Here is a 20,190-nt window from a genome sequence, read left to right as displayed (position 1 = left end):
AGGCGCGCGGCGATCGCTTGGTCAGATTTGTTGCCGTCTTTCACAACGTGGTCCTTGTTGATGGCACTCGTTTATTCTTTGGTGATCGTTTCGTCCAGGTTCAAGAGCACGCGCGAGACGGCCGTCCAGGCGGCCAATTCGGTCGGCGTCGCTCCGCCGGGGACGCTTTCGGGAGTCACAATCTCGCTCTCGGGCAGGCCGATAATCTGTCGGGCGTTCAGCCAGCCGGCCGCCACGCGCTCTTTTTGCGCGACGTAGAACCGCGCGAGCTCGGCCAATTCTTCCGCCGACGGCGGACGGGCCACGCACAGGCGGAACGCGTATTCCAGGCGCGCGGCATCCGAGGGCTTTGCTTCTTTCAACGTGCGCCGCGCGAGGGCTTGCGCGCATTCGACGGCGACTGGCTCGTTCAAGCCGACGAGCGCTTGCAGCGGCGTGTTCGAACGGACGCGGCGGACGCAAGAGAAGTCACCGTTGGGTCCGTCAAACGTTTGCAGCACTGGATAAGGAAGCGAGCGGTAGCGGAAGGTGTAGAGAGCGCGGCGATAGCGATCTCCGCCCGACGACGTGGGCCACGTCTTCGGACCGTAGCTGACCGGCGGCAGCAGCATGAATTCGGGAAGCGGCGGAAAGACGCTCGGCCCGCCGATACGCGCGTCCAGCAGCCCGCTGGCCGAGAGCGCGACGTCGCGCACCACCTCGGCCTCGACGCGCAAGCGCGGCCCGCGGGCGAGCAGGCGGTTGTACGGATCGCGAGTGAGCAGATCCGGCGCGACGCGTGACGATTGTTGATAAGTGGCCGACGTGACGATCTGACGATGCAGTTGCTTCAGGCTCCAACCGTGTTCCATGAAGTCGACGGCCAACCAGTCCAATAATGCCGGATGCGACGGGGCTTCGCTCTGCGTGCCTAGGTCTTCGCTGGTCGCGACCAGTCCGGTGCCGAAGTAGGCTTGCCACACGCGATTCACCAGCGACCGGGCCGTGGTCGGCGAACGACGATCCGCCAGCCAGCGGGCGAACGACAGCCGCGTCGGCTTTGCGTCTTCCATCGGGTGCAGGAACGCGGGCACGCCGGGCGTGACCGTGCGATCAGGCTTGAGGAAATCGCCACGCTTCAAAAGGTGCGTCTCGCGTGGCTCGCTGCGCGGCAACAGCGCCAATTGCGAAGATCCGGCCGGATGAGTCTGCCACAGCGTTTCGATTTGTGAGTTCGCCTCTTGCGACTCTGGCACCGTGGTACGCCAGTAGCTGAACAGCGCGGCGACTTGACGCGGAGAGCGCTCGGCCGGCGGCACGCGCAAAAGATCGCGCACCGCGGCTGGCAGCGGATCAGCCGCGACGTCTGCAGCCGCAGTGACCGAGAAGCGGAAGCGGCCCAGGTTGTAATTCTGATTGTCGTCGCTGTTCCAGCCGCCGTGATTCTCGACGAGCGACACGTTGAGGATCGTGCCCCCCTCATTCGTAATCGGCTGCTCGGCGGTGAATACGGCTTTGCGCGGTTGATTGCGCCGGCCGGGTCCGTTGTCGGTACACCAGGCGGTGTCGTTATTGGCGTCGATGGCGAAGGCGATGCCGCCTGTCGTCCGCTTATTCTTCGATCGATCGTCGTAGATTCCGGGCAGCGGAGCTTCGGCCGGATTGACATCAGCCGTGGCGGTTTTGAATTTCACCTTCTCGCGCTTGTCAGGCGTGGTGGTGGAAACCGCCTCGACGGCGAACTCGGATAGTGCAGCCGTGCCCAGGATCGATCGGCCGGGACCGGATAGGGGCAGATTCGGATCCGTGAGCAATTCCAGCCGGAAGGCATTGATCGGCGTGACGTCGGTGCGAATCGTCATTTGCACCGTGTGCTTCGTGGGCGCGTAGCCCGCGGCCAGGATCGATCCGTCCTCTTGCGGCAAGTGCTTCTCGCCACCGCTGGTGTCGACGTCGGGGCGGACGACGATCCACTCGGGCTGGTTGTCGCGCACCGTCGCTTCCCATTGCGTCATACGTTCGAGCCAGTCGGGCGAACGTTCTTTCAAACCGCCTTCGATGCGGCCGATCTCGGCCAGCAGATCCGCGCGACGCATTTGCTCGTCCGGCGTGTAGACCGCGATGTTCGCCTCGTGCGCGTCATTCAACAATGCGAAGACGCGGTAATAGTCTTCTTGCGTCAGCGGATCGAACTTGTGGTTGTGGCACTGGGCGCATTGGATCGTCAGGCCGAGCATGCTTTTGCCGATGGCGTCCATACGATCGAACATGGCTTCCATGCGGAACTGCTCGGGATCGATGCCCCCTTCCTCGTTGGTCATCGAGTTGCGCAGGAAACCGGTGGCCACGATCTGATCCTGCGTGGCGTCGGGCAGCAGGTCACCGGCGATCTGCTCGATGACGAATTGGTCGTACGGCAGGTCGCGATTCAGCGCGGAGGTAACCCAATCGCGATAGAAATATGCTTGCCGCGGCTTGTCTTTCTCATAGCCGTCGCTGTCGGCATAGCGGGCGCCATCGAGCCAGTGCCTGCCCCAACGCTCGCCGTAATGGGGTGAGGCGAGCAATCGTTCGACTGCCCGCTCGTAAGCTCCTTCGCTGGTGTCGGACAGAAAGGTATCGACTTCGGCCACCGTCGGCGGTAGGCCGACCAGGTCGAGTGACAGCCGGCGCAAGAGCGTCGTGCGATCGGCTGCGGGGGAAAGCGCCAGCCGCTCGGCATCGAGCCGGGCGACGATGAACCGATCGATCGTGTTGTGCGCGGCCGCTGCGTTCTGGATCTCGGGCACTGCGGGGAGAACCGGGGCGATGAAGGCCCAATGCGTCGTCTTTGCTTTTTCTTCGCCGGCCAGCTCATCAGGCCAAAGAGCGCCGGCCATGACCCAGGCACGAACGAGTTTGACCTCGTGCGGGTTGAGACGTTCCCCTTCGGGCGGCATGCGGACGTCTTTGTCGTCGCTGGTGATGCGCGACAGCAGCGGGCTCTCGTCTGGCTTACCGGGCGCGATCGCCGCTTCGCCAGACTCGCCGCCGGCCAACGCACGGGCGCGAACGTCGAGGCGATAGCCGGAAAGCTGCTTTTCGGCGCCGTGACACTTCGCGCAGTGCTGTACCAGGATCGGCCGAATGTCGCGACCAAAGTCAGGAGCGGTCTCGGCGGCATGCGCGAACGAAGCCGCGACCGCGAACACCACCGGCACGACAAAACCAACGCGGAGACCGAACAACCGCATGAGAAGACCTGGGGCGGGGAAGGATCGATCGAGGCAGGAGCCGCGTCATCCAGTGTAATGCCGGGCGCGGGGCAAAAAAACCCAGCGGGACGGGTCGCCCGCATGCTGGCGCAGCCCCACGGAAATGCACGGAGAAACCACGATTTAGACGAATGCCGCGAATGGAGGAGATGTCGTGGCATTCGTAGGGTTGCCGATCCTGTCCGGCGCCGCTCGCCCCCCTCGGCGATCGATCGCGTGCTTATACTGTATCAGTGCGCTTGGCCGGCCCGAAAATGGCTTCGTAACGAGCGGGAGCGGCGTCATCTTCGTGACTACCTTGTTGCGTCGTCAACCAGCCGATTGCCCGCTTTGCCATGCCGGCCTCGGTCGACAAATAACCCAACGCTATGGCTCACGAAGACTCGCACAAAATCTCCCTCGCGACGCGAGTCACGCCGATCGTTAGCGCAAGCGGCACAGCTGAGCGATCGTCGGCGATCAGCGTACCGCTCCGGATTGTCGCCGTAGCAACGTTACTGGCCTGCTATCTCGTGCTCGGGCTGAGCGCCTCGTGCCGCAAATCGCAAACCTGTGACGAGGCGGCCCACCTGGGCGGCGGTGTCAGCTATTGGGCGCGGAACGATTACCGAATTCAGCCTGAAAACGGCAACTGGCCGCAGCGCTTCTGTGCTCTGCCGGTTTGGTTAGCCGGTTACCAGCTTCCTTCGACAGACTCGAAGGCATGGCGCGAGACGTGGTTATTCGGCGAGGACTTTCTTTACCGATCCGGCAACGACGCCGATGCCATGCTGCTGCGCGCCCGCGCGATGACCAGCGTCTTCGGCGTGGCGCTGGCGCTGTTGGTCTACTCCTGGTCGAGACAACTGTTCGGCCCCCTGGCAGGACTGATCAGCCTGACGCTGTTTACGTTTTCGCCCACCATGCTCGCCCATGGATTCCTGGTCACTTCGGATATGGCCAGCGCGCTGTTCTTTACCGCCGCGGTCGGATCGCTGTGGCGACTACTACATCGTCTTTCGATCGTCGGGCTTGTCACTACTTGCGGTGCCTTATCGGGCCTGTTCCTGTCGAAATTTTCTGCTCCGATCATCGTGCCCATCGGCCTGCTGTTGGTTGCGGTACGGATTACGGGGGGCGCGCCGCTGATCGTGGGGCGCGCCGCTGGGCGGGAAATTCACGGCCGCGCGCGGCAAATGGCAGTTTTCCTGGGCGTGGTGCCGCTTTTGGTATTTGCCGTGGCGCTATCGATCTGGGCTTCGTATGGGTTTCGCTATTCCACGAACAATCCCGGGCGGAATCCGCCCGACAAGCCGCTGGCGTGGAGTGATGTGGCGACGAAGTCAACCACGGTCAATCGCGCGATTGATGCCGGGCGCGAATATCATCTACTTCCCGAGGCATATCTGTTTGGATTTGCGCACGTGATCCGCCATTCCGAGGCGCGCAGCGCATTCCTCAATGGCGAATATCGCCTCTACGGATGGTTCGGCTTCTTTCCGTATTGCCTTCTGTTCAAGACATCGTTATCGCTCTTTGCGATGCTGGGCCTGGCTGTCGCCGCGGCCAGGATGAGACGGCCCGACGATCGTCGTACCGGCACTCAAGGCTCACCGGGGCTGCTCTACGAACTCACGCCGCTACTCGCATTGCTGGTCGTCTATTGGCTGTTCGCTGTCACGAGCCATTTGAATATCGGGCATCGCCATTTGCTGCCGACGTATCCCGCGATGTTCATTATCGCCGGCATGGCGGCGTGGTGGATTCAATCACCTGCCGGTCGACGCGATGCGTCCCAGGGCACAGCGCCGCTGCCGCCAGACGAGCGCGCAGGCCGGATGGTCGTGACCGTCATGCGTTTGTTGGTTGCCGTCGCGCTAACGGCGTCGATCGTCGAAGGCGTTTGGTGCTGGCCACATTATCTGGCGCACTTCAACATACTCGCGGGCGGAAGACAGAACGGCTACAGGCACCTGATCGACAGCTCGTTGGATTGGAGCCAGGACCTGAAAGAGGTCGGCGTCTGGCTCGAGGTGCACCCGGCCGATCGCCAACCCGCGGAGCGATTGTACTTTGCGTTCTACGGCGCGGCCCCGCCGGCCTATTACGGCATTCATGCCCAGCAGTTGCCGGGCTTCCCGCCGCGCTATCCGTCACACAGTCCTCGCCCCTTGACCGGTGGTACGTACCTGGTGAGCGCGACGATGCTCGATAGCGTGATGCTGTTTAACGCGGGGCGTTGGAATCGCGTCTACGAAGAACGCTGGCAGAACTGTCGGCGAAACGTCCAAGTTTACGACACGCTGTCGAAAACCACGGAAGGTCGCCAGCAGTTGTTCTCGTTTCAGCCCGAGGATCAGTGGACCGAGATGTTCAAGACTTACGAGGATCTGCGTTTCGGCCGTTTGGCCAGCTTCTTGCGGCAGCGCGAGCCCGACGACGAGATCGGTTATTCGATTCTTGTGTTTCGGCTGACCGATGGCGATATCGTCCAAGCGATCGACGGCCCGCCCGGGGAACTACTGGACGAGCCGGAATGGCAAACCGAGTACGACCGTTTGCACGGCAAAGCAAACCTGCATCCGCGCGACTAAGGGGAGAAGCGGAAAGGCCTGCTGACGCGCCTGCCCGATACCGCAGAAACGTAGATAATACGCGTGAACCAAAAGCGATGCCGGCGGTGTAGGGTCTGATAGCGCCTTGCCGGTCGACGGTTATGGGTCAATTCGATTTCTAGAATTGTTCCTTATGGCACGCGGCCGGGTACGATAGGGCAATGACCGAATCCCCTGACGATTGGCGACTTTCATTCCTAGGAGACTATCTGGTAGGAATCGCGTTCTATCGGGCCGCTTACAAGCAGCCTAGCCACGATCATTGCATGGGCTGCTGGGCGACGTTTTTGGAGCATGATCTGCCCGGAAGCACCCATGAGATCCTTCATCACGGCTACACGACCGATGAAGGTCCGTGGTGGATTTGCGATACGTGCTTCCGAGATTTTAAGGATAAGTTTGGCTGGCGCGTGTTGCCGGATTCTTGAAGTCAAGCTGACCCGCTACCCGGCCGACTGGTCGCGGGTCACTGTTGGCGTCCTCCGATTCTGGGCTTCCACCCGAGCCATATCGCAGCAAAGAACGCGAGGCCGATATCGACCGACATGTGCAGCCAAAAGGCTGCATTAAGCGCTAGACAAGCGCCTAAGGCGACTGCGAAAATAACGGTGCCGGCGAAAGCTGTCTTCATGTCCCGATTCTACCAAACGGCCCATACCGCTCCTGAAAAATCTCAGATTCAAAGTAAACCAGTACCGGTCGACCCCAAATTTGACGCCGCGTAACGCCAGCTTTAGCATGAGGGCGATCCTGCCACGCTAGTTCCCACCTGATTCTGCAACCTGCAGGCCTTGGCAATGCTCTACATCCGCGGCACTTCGTCGGACGCTCGACGCGCGTGGTCGCGGCGCGATGTGTTGCGCGTGGGGTTGGCCGCCGGCGCGGGATTGGCAGGTGGGCTGCCACTGGCGCATGACGCGGCGTTCGCGGCGCCGGTCGGTGGCGGCGCGGCAAGCTTCGGCCGGGCCAAGTCGCTGGTGCTGGTCTATTTGTTCGGTGGGCCGAGCCACATCGACATGTGGGACATGAAGCCCTCGGCTCCCACCGGCATTCGCGGCGAGTTCCAACCGATCGCGACGAACGTGCCGGGCATCGAGATCACGGAGCACTTGCCGCAACTTGCTCGCTGTGCCGACCAGTACGCGATCATCCGCTCGCTAACACATGGCGACAGTTCGCACGGCTCGGCCAGCCATACGATGCTCACCGGGCGGCGGCCGCGCAACTTGGGCGAGGTACCGCCGCGGGAAGATGATTTTCCGAATTTCGGCGCCGTGCTCGGCAAGCTGCGACCGACGGCCCCCGGTACCACGCCGTTCGTTTCCTATCCGTGGAACATTTCTACGAGCACCAACGTCGTGCCGGGGCAGAATGGCGGCTTCCTGGGTCAATCGTTCGATCCGTGGCGCGTCGAACCATCTGCCGCTGCAGCAACGGGGCCATCTGCCGGTACCGCGGCGAATCGGCCGACGTTTGACGTGCCGCTGGCGAACTTGCCCGACGGTGTTGATCCGCGCCGGCTGCAAGCGCGGCGGCGATTGCTCGACGATTTGGCCACATCGCGTGCGAGCGCTTCGTTCGGCGAGCTGGCCACGATCTACGAGCGCGCCTTCGATCTGCTGCTGTCGCCAAAATTCCTGGAAGCATTTCGCGTCGAGCGCGAGCCGGAAGCGGTGCGCGAACGCTACGGTCAGAATGTGTTCGGACAGAGCCTGCTGCTGGCCCGGCGATTGGTCGAGTCGGGCGTGCGAACAACCGTTGTGTATTGGCCCGATCGGTCCGAGCCCGAGGCATTCAATAATAATGGCGTGGTCGACAAGGTGGCCGTGGCGGCGTGGGACACGCATGGCCATCACGTTGGTAATACGCCGAACTTTCCGCGTTTGAAGGATCACAATCTGCCCCCCTTGGATCGTGGGCTGACGACCTTCCTGGCCGATCTGGGCGAACGCGGCCTGCTCGATGAAACTTTGGTGGCCGTGACGGGCGAGTTCGGCCGCTCGCCGAAGATCAACGGTGACGCCGGCCGGGATCATTACGGCAATGTCTTCTCGGCAATGTTGGCCGGCGGCGGAATCAAAGGGGGCCAGACGTACGGGACGTCCGACAAGATCGGCGCCTTTCCGGCCGATCGGCCCGTCACGGCGGGCGACTTCGCCGCCACGCTCTACCATGCGCTGGGCGTGCGACCCGAAACCGAAATCCGCGACCGTTTCGACCGGCCGATGCGCGTGGCCGACGGAGGACCGGTGTGGGATTTGTTTTCGTAGGCGTTCCGTTCGCGTCACGAATGCTTGGCGGTGAATATCGACGGCCCAGAAGTCTCCACGAAGTTGACTGAGTTCGACTGGCTATGCCGATTCCTCACCCATCCCTCGCGACGTCGATCAACCGGCGCAGTTTCCTGCGGGTGGGCGGGGGTCTGGCGCTGGCCAGCGGGATGGCGCCGCAATTGGCGCGCGGACTAGCGACAACGCCGTCGCTGGGGCGGGCGCGGTCGTGCATCTTCGTTTATCTACTGGGTGGCCCCTCGCACCTAGACATGTGGGATCTGAAGCCGGCAGCACCGGCCGAGATTCGTGGACCGTTTCAGGCGATCGACACGGCCACGCCCGGCTTGCAAGTCTGCGAGCATTTGCCGCTGCTGGCGGCGCGCTCGAAGCAGTTTGCGATTGTGCGCTCTGTGAGCCATCACAATCACAACCATACGCCGATGATCTACTACACGCTGACCGGGCGTGAAGTCGAACGGCCCGAGATCGACAACGACGTGCGGCCTCCCGACCGGACTGATTTTCCGTGTGTGGCCGCGCTGGTGGCGGCGCAGCGCAAGCAGGCAGCGCAGTTGCCGGGCTACGTGGCGATCCCGCAATTGGCCACACGCAGCAGCATATCCGGCGAATTCGTGCGGGCCCGACAGGTATTTCGTGGCGGTGGCGCCGGTTTTCTGGGAACGATCTTCGATCCTTTGTGTGTGGATGGTGATCCCGGCGCAGGGGACGCGGTCCCGGCCCTGAATCGGCCCGACGATGTGGCGGCCGAACGTATGGAGCGCCGGGCGCGGCTGTTGTCGCTGGTGGAATCGCGCCGGCCGATCGCGGCCGCGGCCCAGTCGTACCTGGAGCTGCGCGATCAGGCGGTCGTGTTATCGGGCGCCAGTGGGAATTCGGCCAGCACGTTCTCGCTCGACGGTGAGCCGGCGAAACTGCGCAAAGCTTACGGGAACCATCGCTTCGGTCGGGCCATGCTACTCGCGCGACGTTTGTCCGAGGCAGGCGTGCCGATGACCGTGATTCACTTTAATGAAATGACCGTCTGCGACGGCTGGGACACGCATTCAAAAAACTTCGAAGCGTTGCAAGGGGAACTGCTGCCGATGGTCGACCACAGTCTGTCGGCGCTGTTGGATGACCTGTCCGCGCGCGGCACGCTGGACGAAACGCTGATCGTGGTGATGGGAGAGTTCGGCCGCACGCCGAAGATCAACGCCAACGCCGGGCGCGATCACTGGGGATCGTGCCAGTCGGTGCTGCTGGCGGGCGGCGGCATTCGCGGCGGGCAAGTGATCGGGGCCTCGGACAAGATCGCCGCGTTCCCCGCGACCACGCCGATCGATCCGGTCGATATACACGCCACGATGTTCCACTGCCTGGGAATCGATCCACGCAGCGAGATTCACGACCACCTGGGCCGGCCGTTTACATTGACGACTGGCAACGTGGTGAGCGGGCTGCTGTAGATTGAGTTCATATATCGTGCGCGAGCGCGTCGGGCGTCGCCTCGGAATGCCAGAAACGTGCCGCGCGTGATGGGCTACTCTTTCACCCGCTCCAGCACGTACAGGTAGGCTCTGACGTCCGGCGTGGTTTTGAATTCCGTCGGCCGCGGCGCGCTTGGGTTGTACGAATAGCAGATTTTGAGCGTGTCGCCGTCCAGCGAGCAAATGCCTTTGAGCGTTTCATCCCCCAAGCGATCCGCCGAGAGATCGACCAGCATCGGACTCTGGCTGGCGTCGAAGTGGAACCGGTACTCGGCCGTGCGGCGTTTAGACCGTAGCCAACTATTGCCGCGGATCTCGTCTTCCGTGCCGACAATGCTCCGTGAATCCCCGCCGGTGAATTCACAGCGAGTGATTCTCCATTTGCCCTGCATTGCTGCTAGATCAGGCTGCGGAACTGCGCTGGCAATCGATGGCGAAGATTCGACACGGCGTGTGGTCTTCGGAGCGCCGACTTTCACCCGCTCCAGGACGTACAGATAGGCCTGGGCGTCCGGTGTGGTTTTGAACTCGGTCGGCCGCGCCAGGTCCGGGTCGTAGGAGTAACAGATCGTTAGTTTATCTCCGTCCAGCGCGCAGATCCCTTTCAAGGTTCGATCGCCCAAGCGGTCGGCCGACAGATCGACCCACATGGGATTTTTGGTGGCGTCGAATTTCAACCGGTACATCGACGTCCGACGGTTGGGGCGAAACCATTTGCCATCGACGATCGCATGTTCCACGTCGACGATTTCATTGTCGGGCTTTCCCGAGAATTCACACCGCGCGACAGTCCACGTCCCTTGCACCTGTTGCTCGGGCGTCGGGTCGGCGGCAGCGGGTGCAGCGCCGCGATCGTCGTTGGCTTGCAGTTGCTGCTGCAGAGTCAGTCCCGTTCCCGGAAGGAGCATTAGCAATCCCACCAGGAAGCAGATTCGCGAGATTCGCACGGTCCACCGATGATCGATCTGTGCATACTTCATGATGGACTCCAATCTTTGTGAATTGACTTCCAAGGCTCGCATGCCCGGCTGCGCGACGAGCGAGCGCAATCGTCCGCTCAGTTCGAGAACGTTTAACAGCGTGCGCGCATAGAGCGCCGGCTTGCAGCCGAGGCCCGAGAGTAGTTCTTCGTCGCAACAACGTTCGCGCTCGCGGGTGAGTTTTTGATTCACCCACCAGATGATCGGGTTGAACCACCAGGTGAGTTGCGCGACGAGTTGCACCGTGCTGGCCGCAACGTCCCTTCGGCGGATATGGATAAGCTCGTGCGCGAGCACCAGCTCGACGCGCTCTGGGGGCGTACCGTTAAGCAGTGCCTCGGGGAGCAGGATTGTAGGCCGAAACAGACCGAAGGCGGCCGGACCGATAGGCCTCGAGGTCACGATCAATCGGACATTCCGTTTTACGCCAAGCTGTCGCGACAGATTGCGCAGGGCCGACGATAAGCGTTCGTCCACGGGAAGGCGCGAGCGGTGGATCAGACGCGCGGCGATAAGTCGTTTCTCTAGTACGTATCCCGCGCCGAGAAGCAACCCGGTCAGCCAAAGTGCAAAGACGATCACGTGAAGACGTGGTCGCTCCGGATATTCCTTCGCGATGGTCTCGCCAGAAAGGTCGTGTGTGTCCTGCGAAGTAATGTCGCCCACGACGGAGACTTGCGGCGGACTGTTTGCAGCCTCGCTCGGTTCGATGAGCTGAGGAGTTCGCGCTGCCAAGCTGTCAGTCAGTGCTCCACGATCGGTTACGGCCGCACGATCGGCCAGTGCCCAACTAAAGATGCCGACGGGGCTGCTCCAAACGGGCGGCACGAGCGATTTGACGATGACCAGCATCCAGAGCGCGTAGGCCAGCCGCGGCCGAGACCGGCAGCAGATTCTTACGATAAGGCCTATCACGAGCGCCACGATCGTCGTTTGCCAAAGGTGGGCCCAGGCGAGATGAGCAAAGTTCTCTGAAGAAAAGGTCATGGCGATTCCTTCTCCATTTGGTCGAGAAGCTCGCGAAGCTGTCGCACTTCGTCGCTGGACAACCCTCGATCGTTGACCATGTGCTGAAAGAGCGGCAGAACCTGGCCATCGAACAGCCGGTTCAGCATGTCATCAACGACTTCGCCGATGACCCGGCCCGGCCGGATGATCGGTTTGTAGACATTGCTGCGCCCATCACGGCTGGTTTTGACGTACCCCTTGGCCTCGAGGCGGCGCAAATACGTTTGCACGGTCTTGAAATCGAGCCCACGATTCTCGGGCAGAGCATCCAGAACCTGGCGCACCGTGGCCTGCCGCAGGCCCCACACGATGCGGGCGATCTCGAGTTCCGACTTGGCCAGTTCTGGTCGCTTGGACATAAGCGGATAGCCCTCGCTTAATGGCGTTCAATTGACAGTCATCATAGCGTTCATTTGAACGCCGTCAAGATTTAAAACGATACCATAGTCGTGTGCCGCTGCTGACTTGCTGACACTGCTAGACGAGCTAACAGTGGCAACCAAGGCGTGGCGGTCGACATGCAGCTTTGGATGACTTTTTTCGATGTGAAAAACTCTTGACTTCGTCGTTACATGCCAATAGATTGACACATGCCAAATGAATGGCACTTAAGGATGGGTCGACATGTCGAATAAAACACCGCTGGAACTGGGCAAACGCGAACGGCAGATCATCGAAACGATCGAGCGCCTGCGCGAAGCCAGCGTGACCGAGGTGCGAGCCAATCTGGCCAATCCCCCCAGCTATTCCGCCGTGCGCACGATGCTGGGGCTGCTGGTCGACAAGGGATGGCTGAAGTTTCGCCGCGACGGCAAGCGTTATCTATATCGCTCGGCCGTGTCGCGCGAGCGTTCGCAGCGTACCGCCCTGCGCCGACTGCTGGGCACGTTCTTCGGCAACTCGCCCGACGATGCCGTGGCGGCACTGTTGGACCTGTCGGCCGCCGACATGACCGACGAGCAGTGGCAGCGAATGACCGCGTTGATCGAAAACGCGCGGCAAGAGAACCAGAACAAGTAAATCGAGGGCATACCGATGGCACTCCTAAGCTCGCTACTCGGCACGATCGAGGAACGCGGCGTGCCGATGATGGTTTCGTCGCTGGCGTGGGCGACATGCTTGTTGGGACTGGCCTGGATCGCGGCGCGGCTCTCGCGCCGCTCGTCGGCCGGCGTGCGTTATTGCATCTGGCAATTCGCCTTGATCGGGCTATTGGCCGTGCCGGCTCTGTTTCTGGCGTTACCCGGCGTGCCGTTGGGTTTCACGCTCGAGCCGGCTGCCGCCACGGCCGAGGCCGAACGTGTTGTGGCACCATACGCGGTTCAAAACTCGTCCACGCCGGATCTCGTGCAATCGCCAGTCGGTGAACAACAGTCGGCCCGCACGCGCGAGAACCCGTGGGCTTTTGCTTTGCCGATCGAGGGGCAGCGATCGGCGGAGTCGCTGCCGACTAGCGCGCCGGTGACGCGCGTCGACGCTGTGCCCGTCGAATCGTCACTCGCCGCTGCATCACCTGTCGTGATCGATGGCGTATCCCTTACCGGGACATTGCTACGAATCGTCGTTGGCACGTGGGTTCTGGGAATCGTCTTGCAAGGACTGTTGCTGTTGCGATGCATTGTCCGGGCCGAGCTGTTGGCGCGCGGCGCCACGGTGATTCACGACGCGCGCTTCGAGCAAGCGATGCGGGAACTGATACCGAACTTGGCGGCGCGGTCGCGCGTACGGCTTGGCATCTCACCGCAGGTGCGCGTGCCGGTAGTGATAGGGATCTGGCAGCCGCGAATTCTCTGCCCGGCCGATTGCACGAACTGGTCGCGGGAAAAGATCCGGCTGGTGTTGTCGCACGAGCTGGCGCACGTCGACCGGCGCGACATCGTATGGCAATTGGCGGCGCGCGTGGCGGCCACGTTGTATTGGGTTCACCCGCTGGCGTGGCTGGCGCTGCGGCGGATGCGCGAAGAGCGCGAGCGAGCTTGCGACGATCGCGTGTTGGCAATGGGAGTCGCGGCGGTCGACTATGCGACCGGACTCGTGGAAGTGGCCGCGGCGCTGGCGGGTCGCCCGGCCCGTTTGGTGGCGGGCATCGGCATGGCCGAGCGCTCGGAGCTTGCGGATCGGGTGAATTGGATTCTGGATCGCACGTCGCGGCGCCATCCGGCCTCGGCGCGATTTCGCCGTGGGCTGCTCGTGACAACGGCGCTGGTCGTGGTGGTACTGGGCGTGCTGCGCCCGTTCAGCCCGATCGCGAGTGATGCGGATGAAGCGCCGGCTGCGGCGCAGTCAGAGAATACTTCGGAAAAGAGTAGTAACGACACTCCGGTCGTCCAGGATGCGGGGCAGAGCACGAAGACCACCGATCAAACCACGAGCGTCGAAGCAGAGAAGAAGGAAGTGACAAAGCCGGTCCCGACAGCACCGGCCGACACCGCGGAATCTGAGCCGGCCAAGCGCATCTCGCCATCAACCAATCGAGTCATCGCAACGACGAAAGGAAATATTCTGGTCCGCGTCGTCGACTCGGATGGCAAGCCCATCGCCGGGGCTCATATCCATGCCAGCGTCTGGACGGACGAAAAGGATTTCAAATCCAATCAAGATTACACATGCGACGAGCAGGGTGAGGTCGAGGTCGCGCTGCCGGAGATTCTAACCATTATGCGGCTGTGGTCGTCGAAGGCGGGCTACGTTCCGTTGTTTGCCAATTGGGACACGAACGTCCCCGAAGACCGTGTACTTCCCGACGAGTTCACATTTCAAATGCAGCCTGGCACCGCACTCGGCGGCGTGATCAAAAACGAACAAGGCGAGCCGATAGAGGGAGCGTACGTCGACGTCAAATATGATCGTGGCAAGGTTAAGGAAATTTCGAAGAGCCGCCCATTTGTCGATACTTGGTTGTCCAACGGAGCCACGGCAATCCGCACCGACGCCCAGGGGCGCTGGATACTGCGAAACGCGCCGGCGGGAGATAACCTGCCGATTCAGATCAAGCTCCGTCACCCCGACTATGTGAGCGATGCGAACTGGGCCGAGCCGACGGTATCGATGAAGGCGCTGCGCGAGCAGACGGCCGAGATGGTAATGCACGGCGGCAAGCAATTGACTGGTACGATCACCGACCCTGACGGCAAACCGGTTGTGGGCGCGCTGGCGATTTGGGGTGATCGTCCGTATTGGGAGCATCGGCCTGAGCAAGAGGTACGCGCCGACGAACATGGCGCGTACCGCTTTCCGCCACTGTCGCCGGGCAAGATGCGCGTGACGATCGTCGCCAAGGGGTGGATGCCCGAGATGCGCTTCGTCAACGTTGGCGCCGGCATGTCCCCATTGGACGTGCAATTGAAGCCGGGGAAGACGTTGCGGGTGCGCTTGGTCAATGTCGAGGGACAGCCGATTTCGAAGGCGCTGTTTCAGATTGCTGGCTGGCGGGGGGCGGAATCACTTTACAACTGCGATCATCCCAACGTCCTCGACTCGCAGATTCCGCGACATCCTGACAAACAAGGTATCTACGAGTGGACCTGGGCCCCCGACGACGCGGTTTCGTTTCGAGTTTCGGCGATTGGCGATTACGCCATGGCCGAGACCACATTTACAGCGGACGATACGGAACAAGAGTTCGTCTTGCAGCCGAAGCTGCGCTTCCGTGGCCGTGTGACGGACGCTGTCAGTGGTAAGCGGATCTCGAACTTCATAATCGTACCGATGATTTCGTTCCGGCCTGATTTTCCTCTCGTCGAACGTGACCAGGCCGAAACGGCGAAAGGGCGAAGATTCGATTACCGGCCCGATCGCACCGATGTCAAGCACAGCTTGCAGATCGAGGCGCCGGGCTATGCCACGGCGCGGCTGGGGTGGTATAGCGTCGGCGATGAAATTTCCGATCAAGATATTCGGCTCACGCCAGCGCCGCACTATGAAGGGCGCGTCGTTACCGACGACGGACGTCCGTTGGCCGGAGCGCGGGTCTATGTGGGAAGCTATTCCGAGCAGTTGGATTTGCGCAACCTCGACGAAGAGACTGGCGGCCCGCCATCGAATGATTCCGTCCCGACCGACGAGCAAGGACGCTTCGAGATCCCTCACCAGTTAGAGCGATACTCATTGGTCATCGTGTCGCCAGATCACTACGGCGAAGCGGAACGCGCGGCGGACAAGGTTCCCGGCGAGATCCAAACGCGGCGGTGGGCTAAGGTAACGGGGCGCTTGGTGCAAGCGGGCAAGGCAATTCCGAAGTGGGATGTACGACTCGATCCAATTCGCGAGCAAGGAGGGGACGCTCCGCGCGGACGTTTCAGCCTGCACGCCAAGACGTCGGACGATGGCTCATTCGAATTTGGCCGCGTTCCTCCGATCCCCTGTCACGTCGAAGGGAGCATTCATTGGTCGAGCGAAGGTCCGTTGAGTTCGAGTCGCTCGTTGTCGCTTCATCCTGCGCCGGGAGAAAGTATCTCAGTGACGCTGGGCGAAGGCGGAACGGAAATCAGCGGGCAACTGGCGCTCGATCCAGCGGCGCCGGCGGGCTTCGACTATCACTTCGGCTTGAACTATCTGGTGCCGCGCCGGCCGGGCATCACACCGCCGCCGGCGATCGCGGCCTATGGCTTTGACGGCAGCCAAGGCTGGAACGATGCGTGGACGAACTCTCTCGAAGGAACAGCTTTCTTAAATACGCTCGATCATTTTTTTGTGAAGCCTGATCCCGACGGACGATTTCGCATCTCAGGCGTACCGCCGGGCGAATATGACCTTGCGTTCAAGCTGTATGGAAGTACGGAAGGATGCCTGACGCATCCCGTGGGGCAACTCGTCATGCATGTGAACGTGCCCAAGGGGGAAGCGACACTCGATCTGGATACAGTCAAGGTGCCGGTGCTCAAGGTGCGCGACCCAGCGCCGGACGTTGAGTTCGCAATGATGGACGGCACGAAACAAAAGCTGGCCGAGTTGCGCGGCAAGTACGTGCTGATCGACTTCTGGGCCTCGTGGTGTGGTGCCTGCGTTTCGCGCATGGGCGAAGTTGAAAAGCTGCGCGAGTCGCTCATGTCCCGACCGGAACTGATCGTCATCGGCGCGAACCTGGATCATGACCCGGCGCGCGCGAAAGAGTTTCTAAACACGCATCAGCTTCCGTGGAAGCACGCGCTGCTGGGAGATTGGTCGAGCACCGACATACCGAAACGGTTCGCCGTGTCGAGCATTCCGACCTACGTCCTGATCGACCCCGACGGACGCGTGGCCGCGAACAGCTTCTCGCTCGACGATGTTCGCAAACAACTGAGCGAGGTGATCACCGCAACAGGCAAGTTCGACGGCAAAGTCAATAGTACAGAATTTCTGAGAAGGGCCGAGTAGAAGCAGTTGCAGCCTTCACGCAATAAGATCCGACCAAATTGATCTCTGATCGTCTCCGGCAAGCAGAAAAAACGAGCGGCCTGAGAGCCGATGTTCGAAGACGCGGCGCGATTTGTCGAATTGAGAAACGTGACTCAGCGCGGCGCGGCCGGGTCTTTCCCTTTGATCGCGATGTCGCCGGCCACGAATTCACCTGGCTCTTTCGCACGGAAATCCTTCGATCCCGAATTCCCTTTCTGCGAGTCGACGTACAACTCGGCTTTGACGCCCAGCGGGACCGCGGGAACTTTGAATGTGCCGTCGGCGTTGGCGGCGAGCTGCAGGGTGACCTTGCGATTGTTGTGCGGCTTTCCAGGCTCGTCGCCAGGCAGTTGCCAATCGTCCGGCATCGAGATCGCGCAAAACACGCGGGCCTGCGCCAGGGGTTGGCCGGTCTCGTCGACGGCGCGACCCACGAGCGTGGCCGCGGGGGCGAGCTTGAAGTTGCAAGTCTTGTCATCCTCGACCAGTAGCGCCGTGTCGGCCCGATTTCCCGCAACGTCGCGTGCAATGGCGAACATCACATCGGTCCAGCGTTCGGTTTGAAAATGCCCTTCGGCATCGGTGACGGCGTGAAATCCGGCATGACCGTTGTGTTCAACTGATTCGCCCGAGACGACCACGTCGGCTACCGGCGCGTTATCTTCCCCCGCGCGCACGGTTCCTTGTAACTGGTCGCGCGCTTTGCGCTCGGCGTGGGCGTCGTTCACGATCGACGCTTGGTCGTTAACTTTGACGTCGAGCTGCGCCGGCGTCATGCCAGAGGGAAAGCGAAGCTTGTAATTCCCCGGCCCGACGCGAAAGCGATAATACCCCTGCTCGTCGGCGTTCGACCAGCGAACGAACTGCGGCTCTTGCAGCAGGGTGGCAGTTTCTCCGACGGCCGGAGCGTGGTCGGGTCCGATAGTCAGATTTCCCTCGATGAGAGTTCCCGGAACGAGTTGGAAATTCACCACGTGCGGCTGGTCCCCTAGCTGCACCTGTTCGCCGGTGTGGCTGCGGGCGGCCCAATCGTCGTCCAGCACGTTGACCGCGTACGTCTGATCCGCATAGACGCTGAACGCGTAATTCCCTTCTTCATCCGAGCGGGCGAAGCCGCGGAAATAATGGGGCGAGCCGTTCCCTTCAGCTTGCAGCAGAATCTGCGGCGCCGGCGAACCGTCGGCAAAGGTCAATTGGCCGCGGATCGTGACGTTGGGCTTGAGCGTGATGTGCAGCGGACCTGCATCGCCTGTCGGAATGTGCAGTGATTCGGTGGCGTGATAATCGTCCGAATGAACCAAGAACGACACGCCTTCGGCCATCAGTCTTGGCAGAAATGCAAAGTGGGCACGTCCGTCAGCGTCGGTTAGGCGGCGCGTCGAGAGACTTCCTCCGATGTTCGCGTACGACAGCTTGCCGGGCTTCTTGACCGTCCACAGCAGGACGCCGATTCCGGCCAGCGGCTTGCCGTCGGGCGTCTCGGCTTCGGCAACGACGTCCGGTCGCGCGCCGTCGAGCGTCAGACGAATATCCTCGGCGAGCGGTCCGCGGTCGTTCGTGGGAAACGCCTTGTAGTTTTCGTGATAATCGAATCCGACGTCGTCTTTGAACGCCAGAACCCAATCGATTTTCACATCGGCCGGAAACCACAACTCGGCGCGGCCGGCGCCGTCGGTTGCGCTGACGGCCACGGACGAGTAGTCACCGATGACTTCTACCGTTGCGCCGGAGACGGGCTTGCCCGCGCCATCGACGACCGTGACGAAGGTCTTTCGCGGCGGCTTGAGCATGATTTCCAGTCGGCGCGGCAGCGCATGCTCTTCGTGAACTTTCACATACGACTGATGTTCGTGGTTGGGAGTGGTGGCGATCAGCGTTCCGCTGCGCCAATATCCCGGCCGGCCGTTCAGCCGGAAGTTGCCCGTCGCGTCGGTGAGGGTGTTTACCGGCTGGCCCCAGAGCCGGGCGTGATTATTCGAGACGATGACGCCGGCCATTGGTTTGCCGTGTTCGTCGAACACCTCCCCGCGTAGTGTGTCACGCAAGGAAGGAGGGGGCGCCGCGGCGGGCTGAGCGCGCGATGCCACGGGACCGATCAAGTCCATCGCGAGCGCGACGGCGAGCGGGAACGTTCCCCGAAAGATGGAAAATTGCAAGAGCATGGCTCCCCCCCACAGCCAGTAACGCCCAACGGCTCACACTTCACCTTAGCACCCGTCGCGGCGTGAAGACAGCGACATCGAGGCGCTCGCCTGGCAGGAGAAGTGGCGCGCAATCGCAAAAAACGAGCCGCTTGAGGGAATCAAGCGGCTCGTCCTTGCCCGAACAGCAGGGAAGCGGTTCTGTCCGGATTAATTCTTCACGCGTCGCCAGGCGGCGAACCCGACGAACCCGAGCGCCAGGAAAACGATCGACGCAGGTTCGGGAACGGGGACTGGAACTGGCTGGGCACCAGGGCCAAGGCTGGTCCACGGCGAGGGAGGAATATGATCCTGCGACGTGGCGTTGCCGTAGGTCGGCGGCTCCGTCGACAGGAAATAGAGCGTGGTCGACTGCGAGCCTGCCGCCAAAGGATTGAAGGTCCAGGTCACGGTGTCGTCGTTCGGATCGAGGCTCGTGTTGACGCTCGTCAAGCCTTGCAGGGCGAAGCCTTCTTGCTCGGTGGCCAGGATTGGAAACGTCGCAGCGTCATGCGCCGGATGATTCGCGGTCAAGGTGTCGAGATTGTCACCGCCGAGCACACCGGCCGAGACGATGCTATTAAACGAGCCGGCATTGGGCAGGCTGACGCTGTAGATGTCGACGCCCGAGAGGGACGTGTTTTCGATCTGATACAGGTAGGCGTACAGACCGGGCGAAAAGGCGGTGCCGGTGGTGGGAATGACTTCCCAGTCGATGTTGACGCTGCTGCCGACCGTAAAGCTGCTGGTCAGAATAGATTCCCCTGCGGAGGGGACCGGGCTTGGCGACCCGGGAATTGGCCCGGCCTGAGATCGGCCGGCGCAAAGTGCCAAGCATAGGCACAAGATTGTCGCCTTACATGTCCTGCTCATTTGCGGCTCCTTCGTGATAGCCCAGGACGAGAAGTTCTGCCCTGAAAGTCGTTCGAAATCTGTCGTTGAAAGCTAATGGTGGCCGGCGAACGTCTCGCCGACCGGTATCGCGTGGACTCAGCTCCGCGGGCTCCCGAAGGGGCCACACGGGATCAAAAATCGCGCCCTGCGGTGTGTATCAAA

General features: G+C 61.7%; 11 protein-coding genes. 6 read left to right on the top strand and 5 right to left on the bottom strand.

Going from position 1 to position 20,190, the window contains the following annotated elements; all coding sequences use genetic code 11:
* Positions 1-71 precede the first annotated feature (71 nt).
* Positions 72-3,212 (bottom strand): PSD1 and planctomycete cytochrome C domain-containing protein, encoded by a 3,141-nt coding sequence (locus VGN12_25950; protein HEY4312921.1) that lies wholly within the window; start codon positions 3,210-3,212, stop codon positions 72-74.
* A gap of 389 nt (positions 3,213-3,601) precedes the next feature.
* On the opposite strand from VGN12_25950, the gene VGN12_25945 reads away from it, so the two are divergent.
* The 4 genes from VGN12_25945 (at position 3,602) to VGN12_25930 (ending at position 9,566) form a co-directional block, all read left to right on the top strand.
* Positions 3,602-5,806, top strand: coding sequence for a hypothetical protein (locus VGN12_25945; GenBank protein ID HEY4312920.1), 2,205 nt, complete (start codon positions 3,602-3,604; stop codon positions 5,804-5,806).
* A gap of 182 nt (positions 5,807-5,988) precedes the next feature.
* Positions 5,989-6,255 carry a hypothetical protein gene (locus VGN12_25940; GenBank protein HEY4312919.1) on the top strand — a complete coding sequence of 89 codons (267 nt, stop codon included), beginning with the start codon at positions 5,989-5,991 and terminating at the stop codon, positions 6,253-6,255.
* A gap of 369 nt (positions 6,256-6,624) precedes the next feature.
* The gene (locus VGN12_25935; protein HEY4312918.1) at positions 6,625-8,097 is read left to right on the top strand and encodes a DUF1501 domain-containing protein; all 1,473 of its coding nucleotides are present in this window, start codon (positions 6,625-6,627) and stop codon (positions 8,095-8,097) included.
* Positions 8,098-8,180: 83 nt separating this feature from the next.
* The gene (locus VGN12_25930; GenBank protein HEY4312917.1) at positions 8,181-9,566 is read left to right on the top strand and encodes a DUF1501 domain-containing protein; all 1,386 of its coding nucleotides are present in this window, start codon (positions 8,181-8,183) and stop codon (positions 9,564-9,566) included.
* A gap of 74 nt (positions 9,567-9,640) precedes the next feature.
* Here the strand turns inward: VGN12_25930 and VGN12_25925 are convergent, their stop codons facing one another.
* Together VGN12_25925 and VGN12_25920 are read right to left on the bottom strand one after the other, a co-directional pair.
* Positions 9,641-11,554: a M56 family metallopeptidase gene (locus VGN12_25925; protein HEY4312916.1), complete on the bottom strand. Its 1,914-nt coding sequence runs from the start codon at positions 11,552-11,554 to the stop codon at positions 9,641-9,643.
* Positions 11,551-11,934 (bottom strand): BlaI/MecI/CopY family transcriptional regulator, encoded by a 384-nt coding sequence (locus VGN12_25920; GenBank protein ID HEY4312915.1) that lies wholly within the window; start codon positions 11,932-11,934, stop codon positions 11,551-11,553. Before VGN12_25920 ends, VGN12_25925 begins: the two co-directional genes overlap by 4 nt.
* Before the next feature lie 265 nt (positions 11,935-12,199).
* Between VGN12_25920 and VGN12_25915 the strand changes: the two genes are divergently transcribed.
* Positions 12,200-12,595 (top strand): BlaI/MecI/CopY family transcriptional regulator, encoded by a 396-nt coding sequence (locus VGN12_25915; GenBank protein HEY4312914.1) that lies wholly within the window; start codon positions 12,200-12,202, stop codon positions 12,593-12,595.
* Positions 12,596-12,610: 15 nt separating this feature from the next.
* Positions 12,611-16,933: a carboxypeptidase regulatory-like domain-containing protein gene (locus VGN12_25910; protein HEY4312913.1), complete on the top strand. Its 4,323-nt coding sequence runs from the start codon at positions 12,611-12,613 to the stop codon at positions 16,931-16,933.
* Positions 16,934-17,067: 134 nt separating this feature from the next.
* Here VGN12_25910 and VGN12_25905 read toward each other — a convergent pair whose 3' ends face one another.
* Complete coding sequence (locus VGN12_25905) at positions 17,068-19,110, bottom strand: carboxypeptidase-like regulatory domain-containing protein (protein HEY4312912.1); 2,043 nt, start codon at positions 19,108-19,110, stop codon at positions 17,068-17,070.
* A gap of 195 nt (positions 19,111-19,305) precedes the next feature.
* Positions 19,306-20,007: a PEP-CTERM sorting domain-containing protein gene (locus VGN12_25900; protein ID HEY4312911.1), complete on the bottom strand. Its 702-nt coding sequence runs from the start codon at positions 20,005-20,007 to the stop codon at positions 19,306-19,308.
* Between the last annotated feature and the right edge of the window lie 183 nt (positions 20,008-20,190).

It is taken from the genome of Pirellulales bacterium (assembly GCA_036499395.1).
In the GTDB taxonomy this organism is placed as follows: domain Bacteria; phylum Planctomycetota; class Planctomycetia; order Pirellulales; family JACPPG01; genus JACPPG01.
Note: the sequence above shows the minus strand (reverse complement) of the source record. Positions and strands in the feature narration are given on the sequence as shown.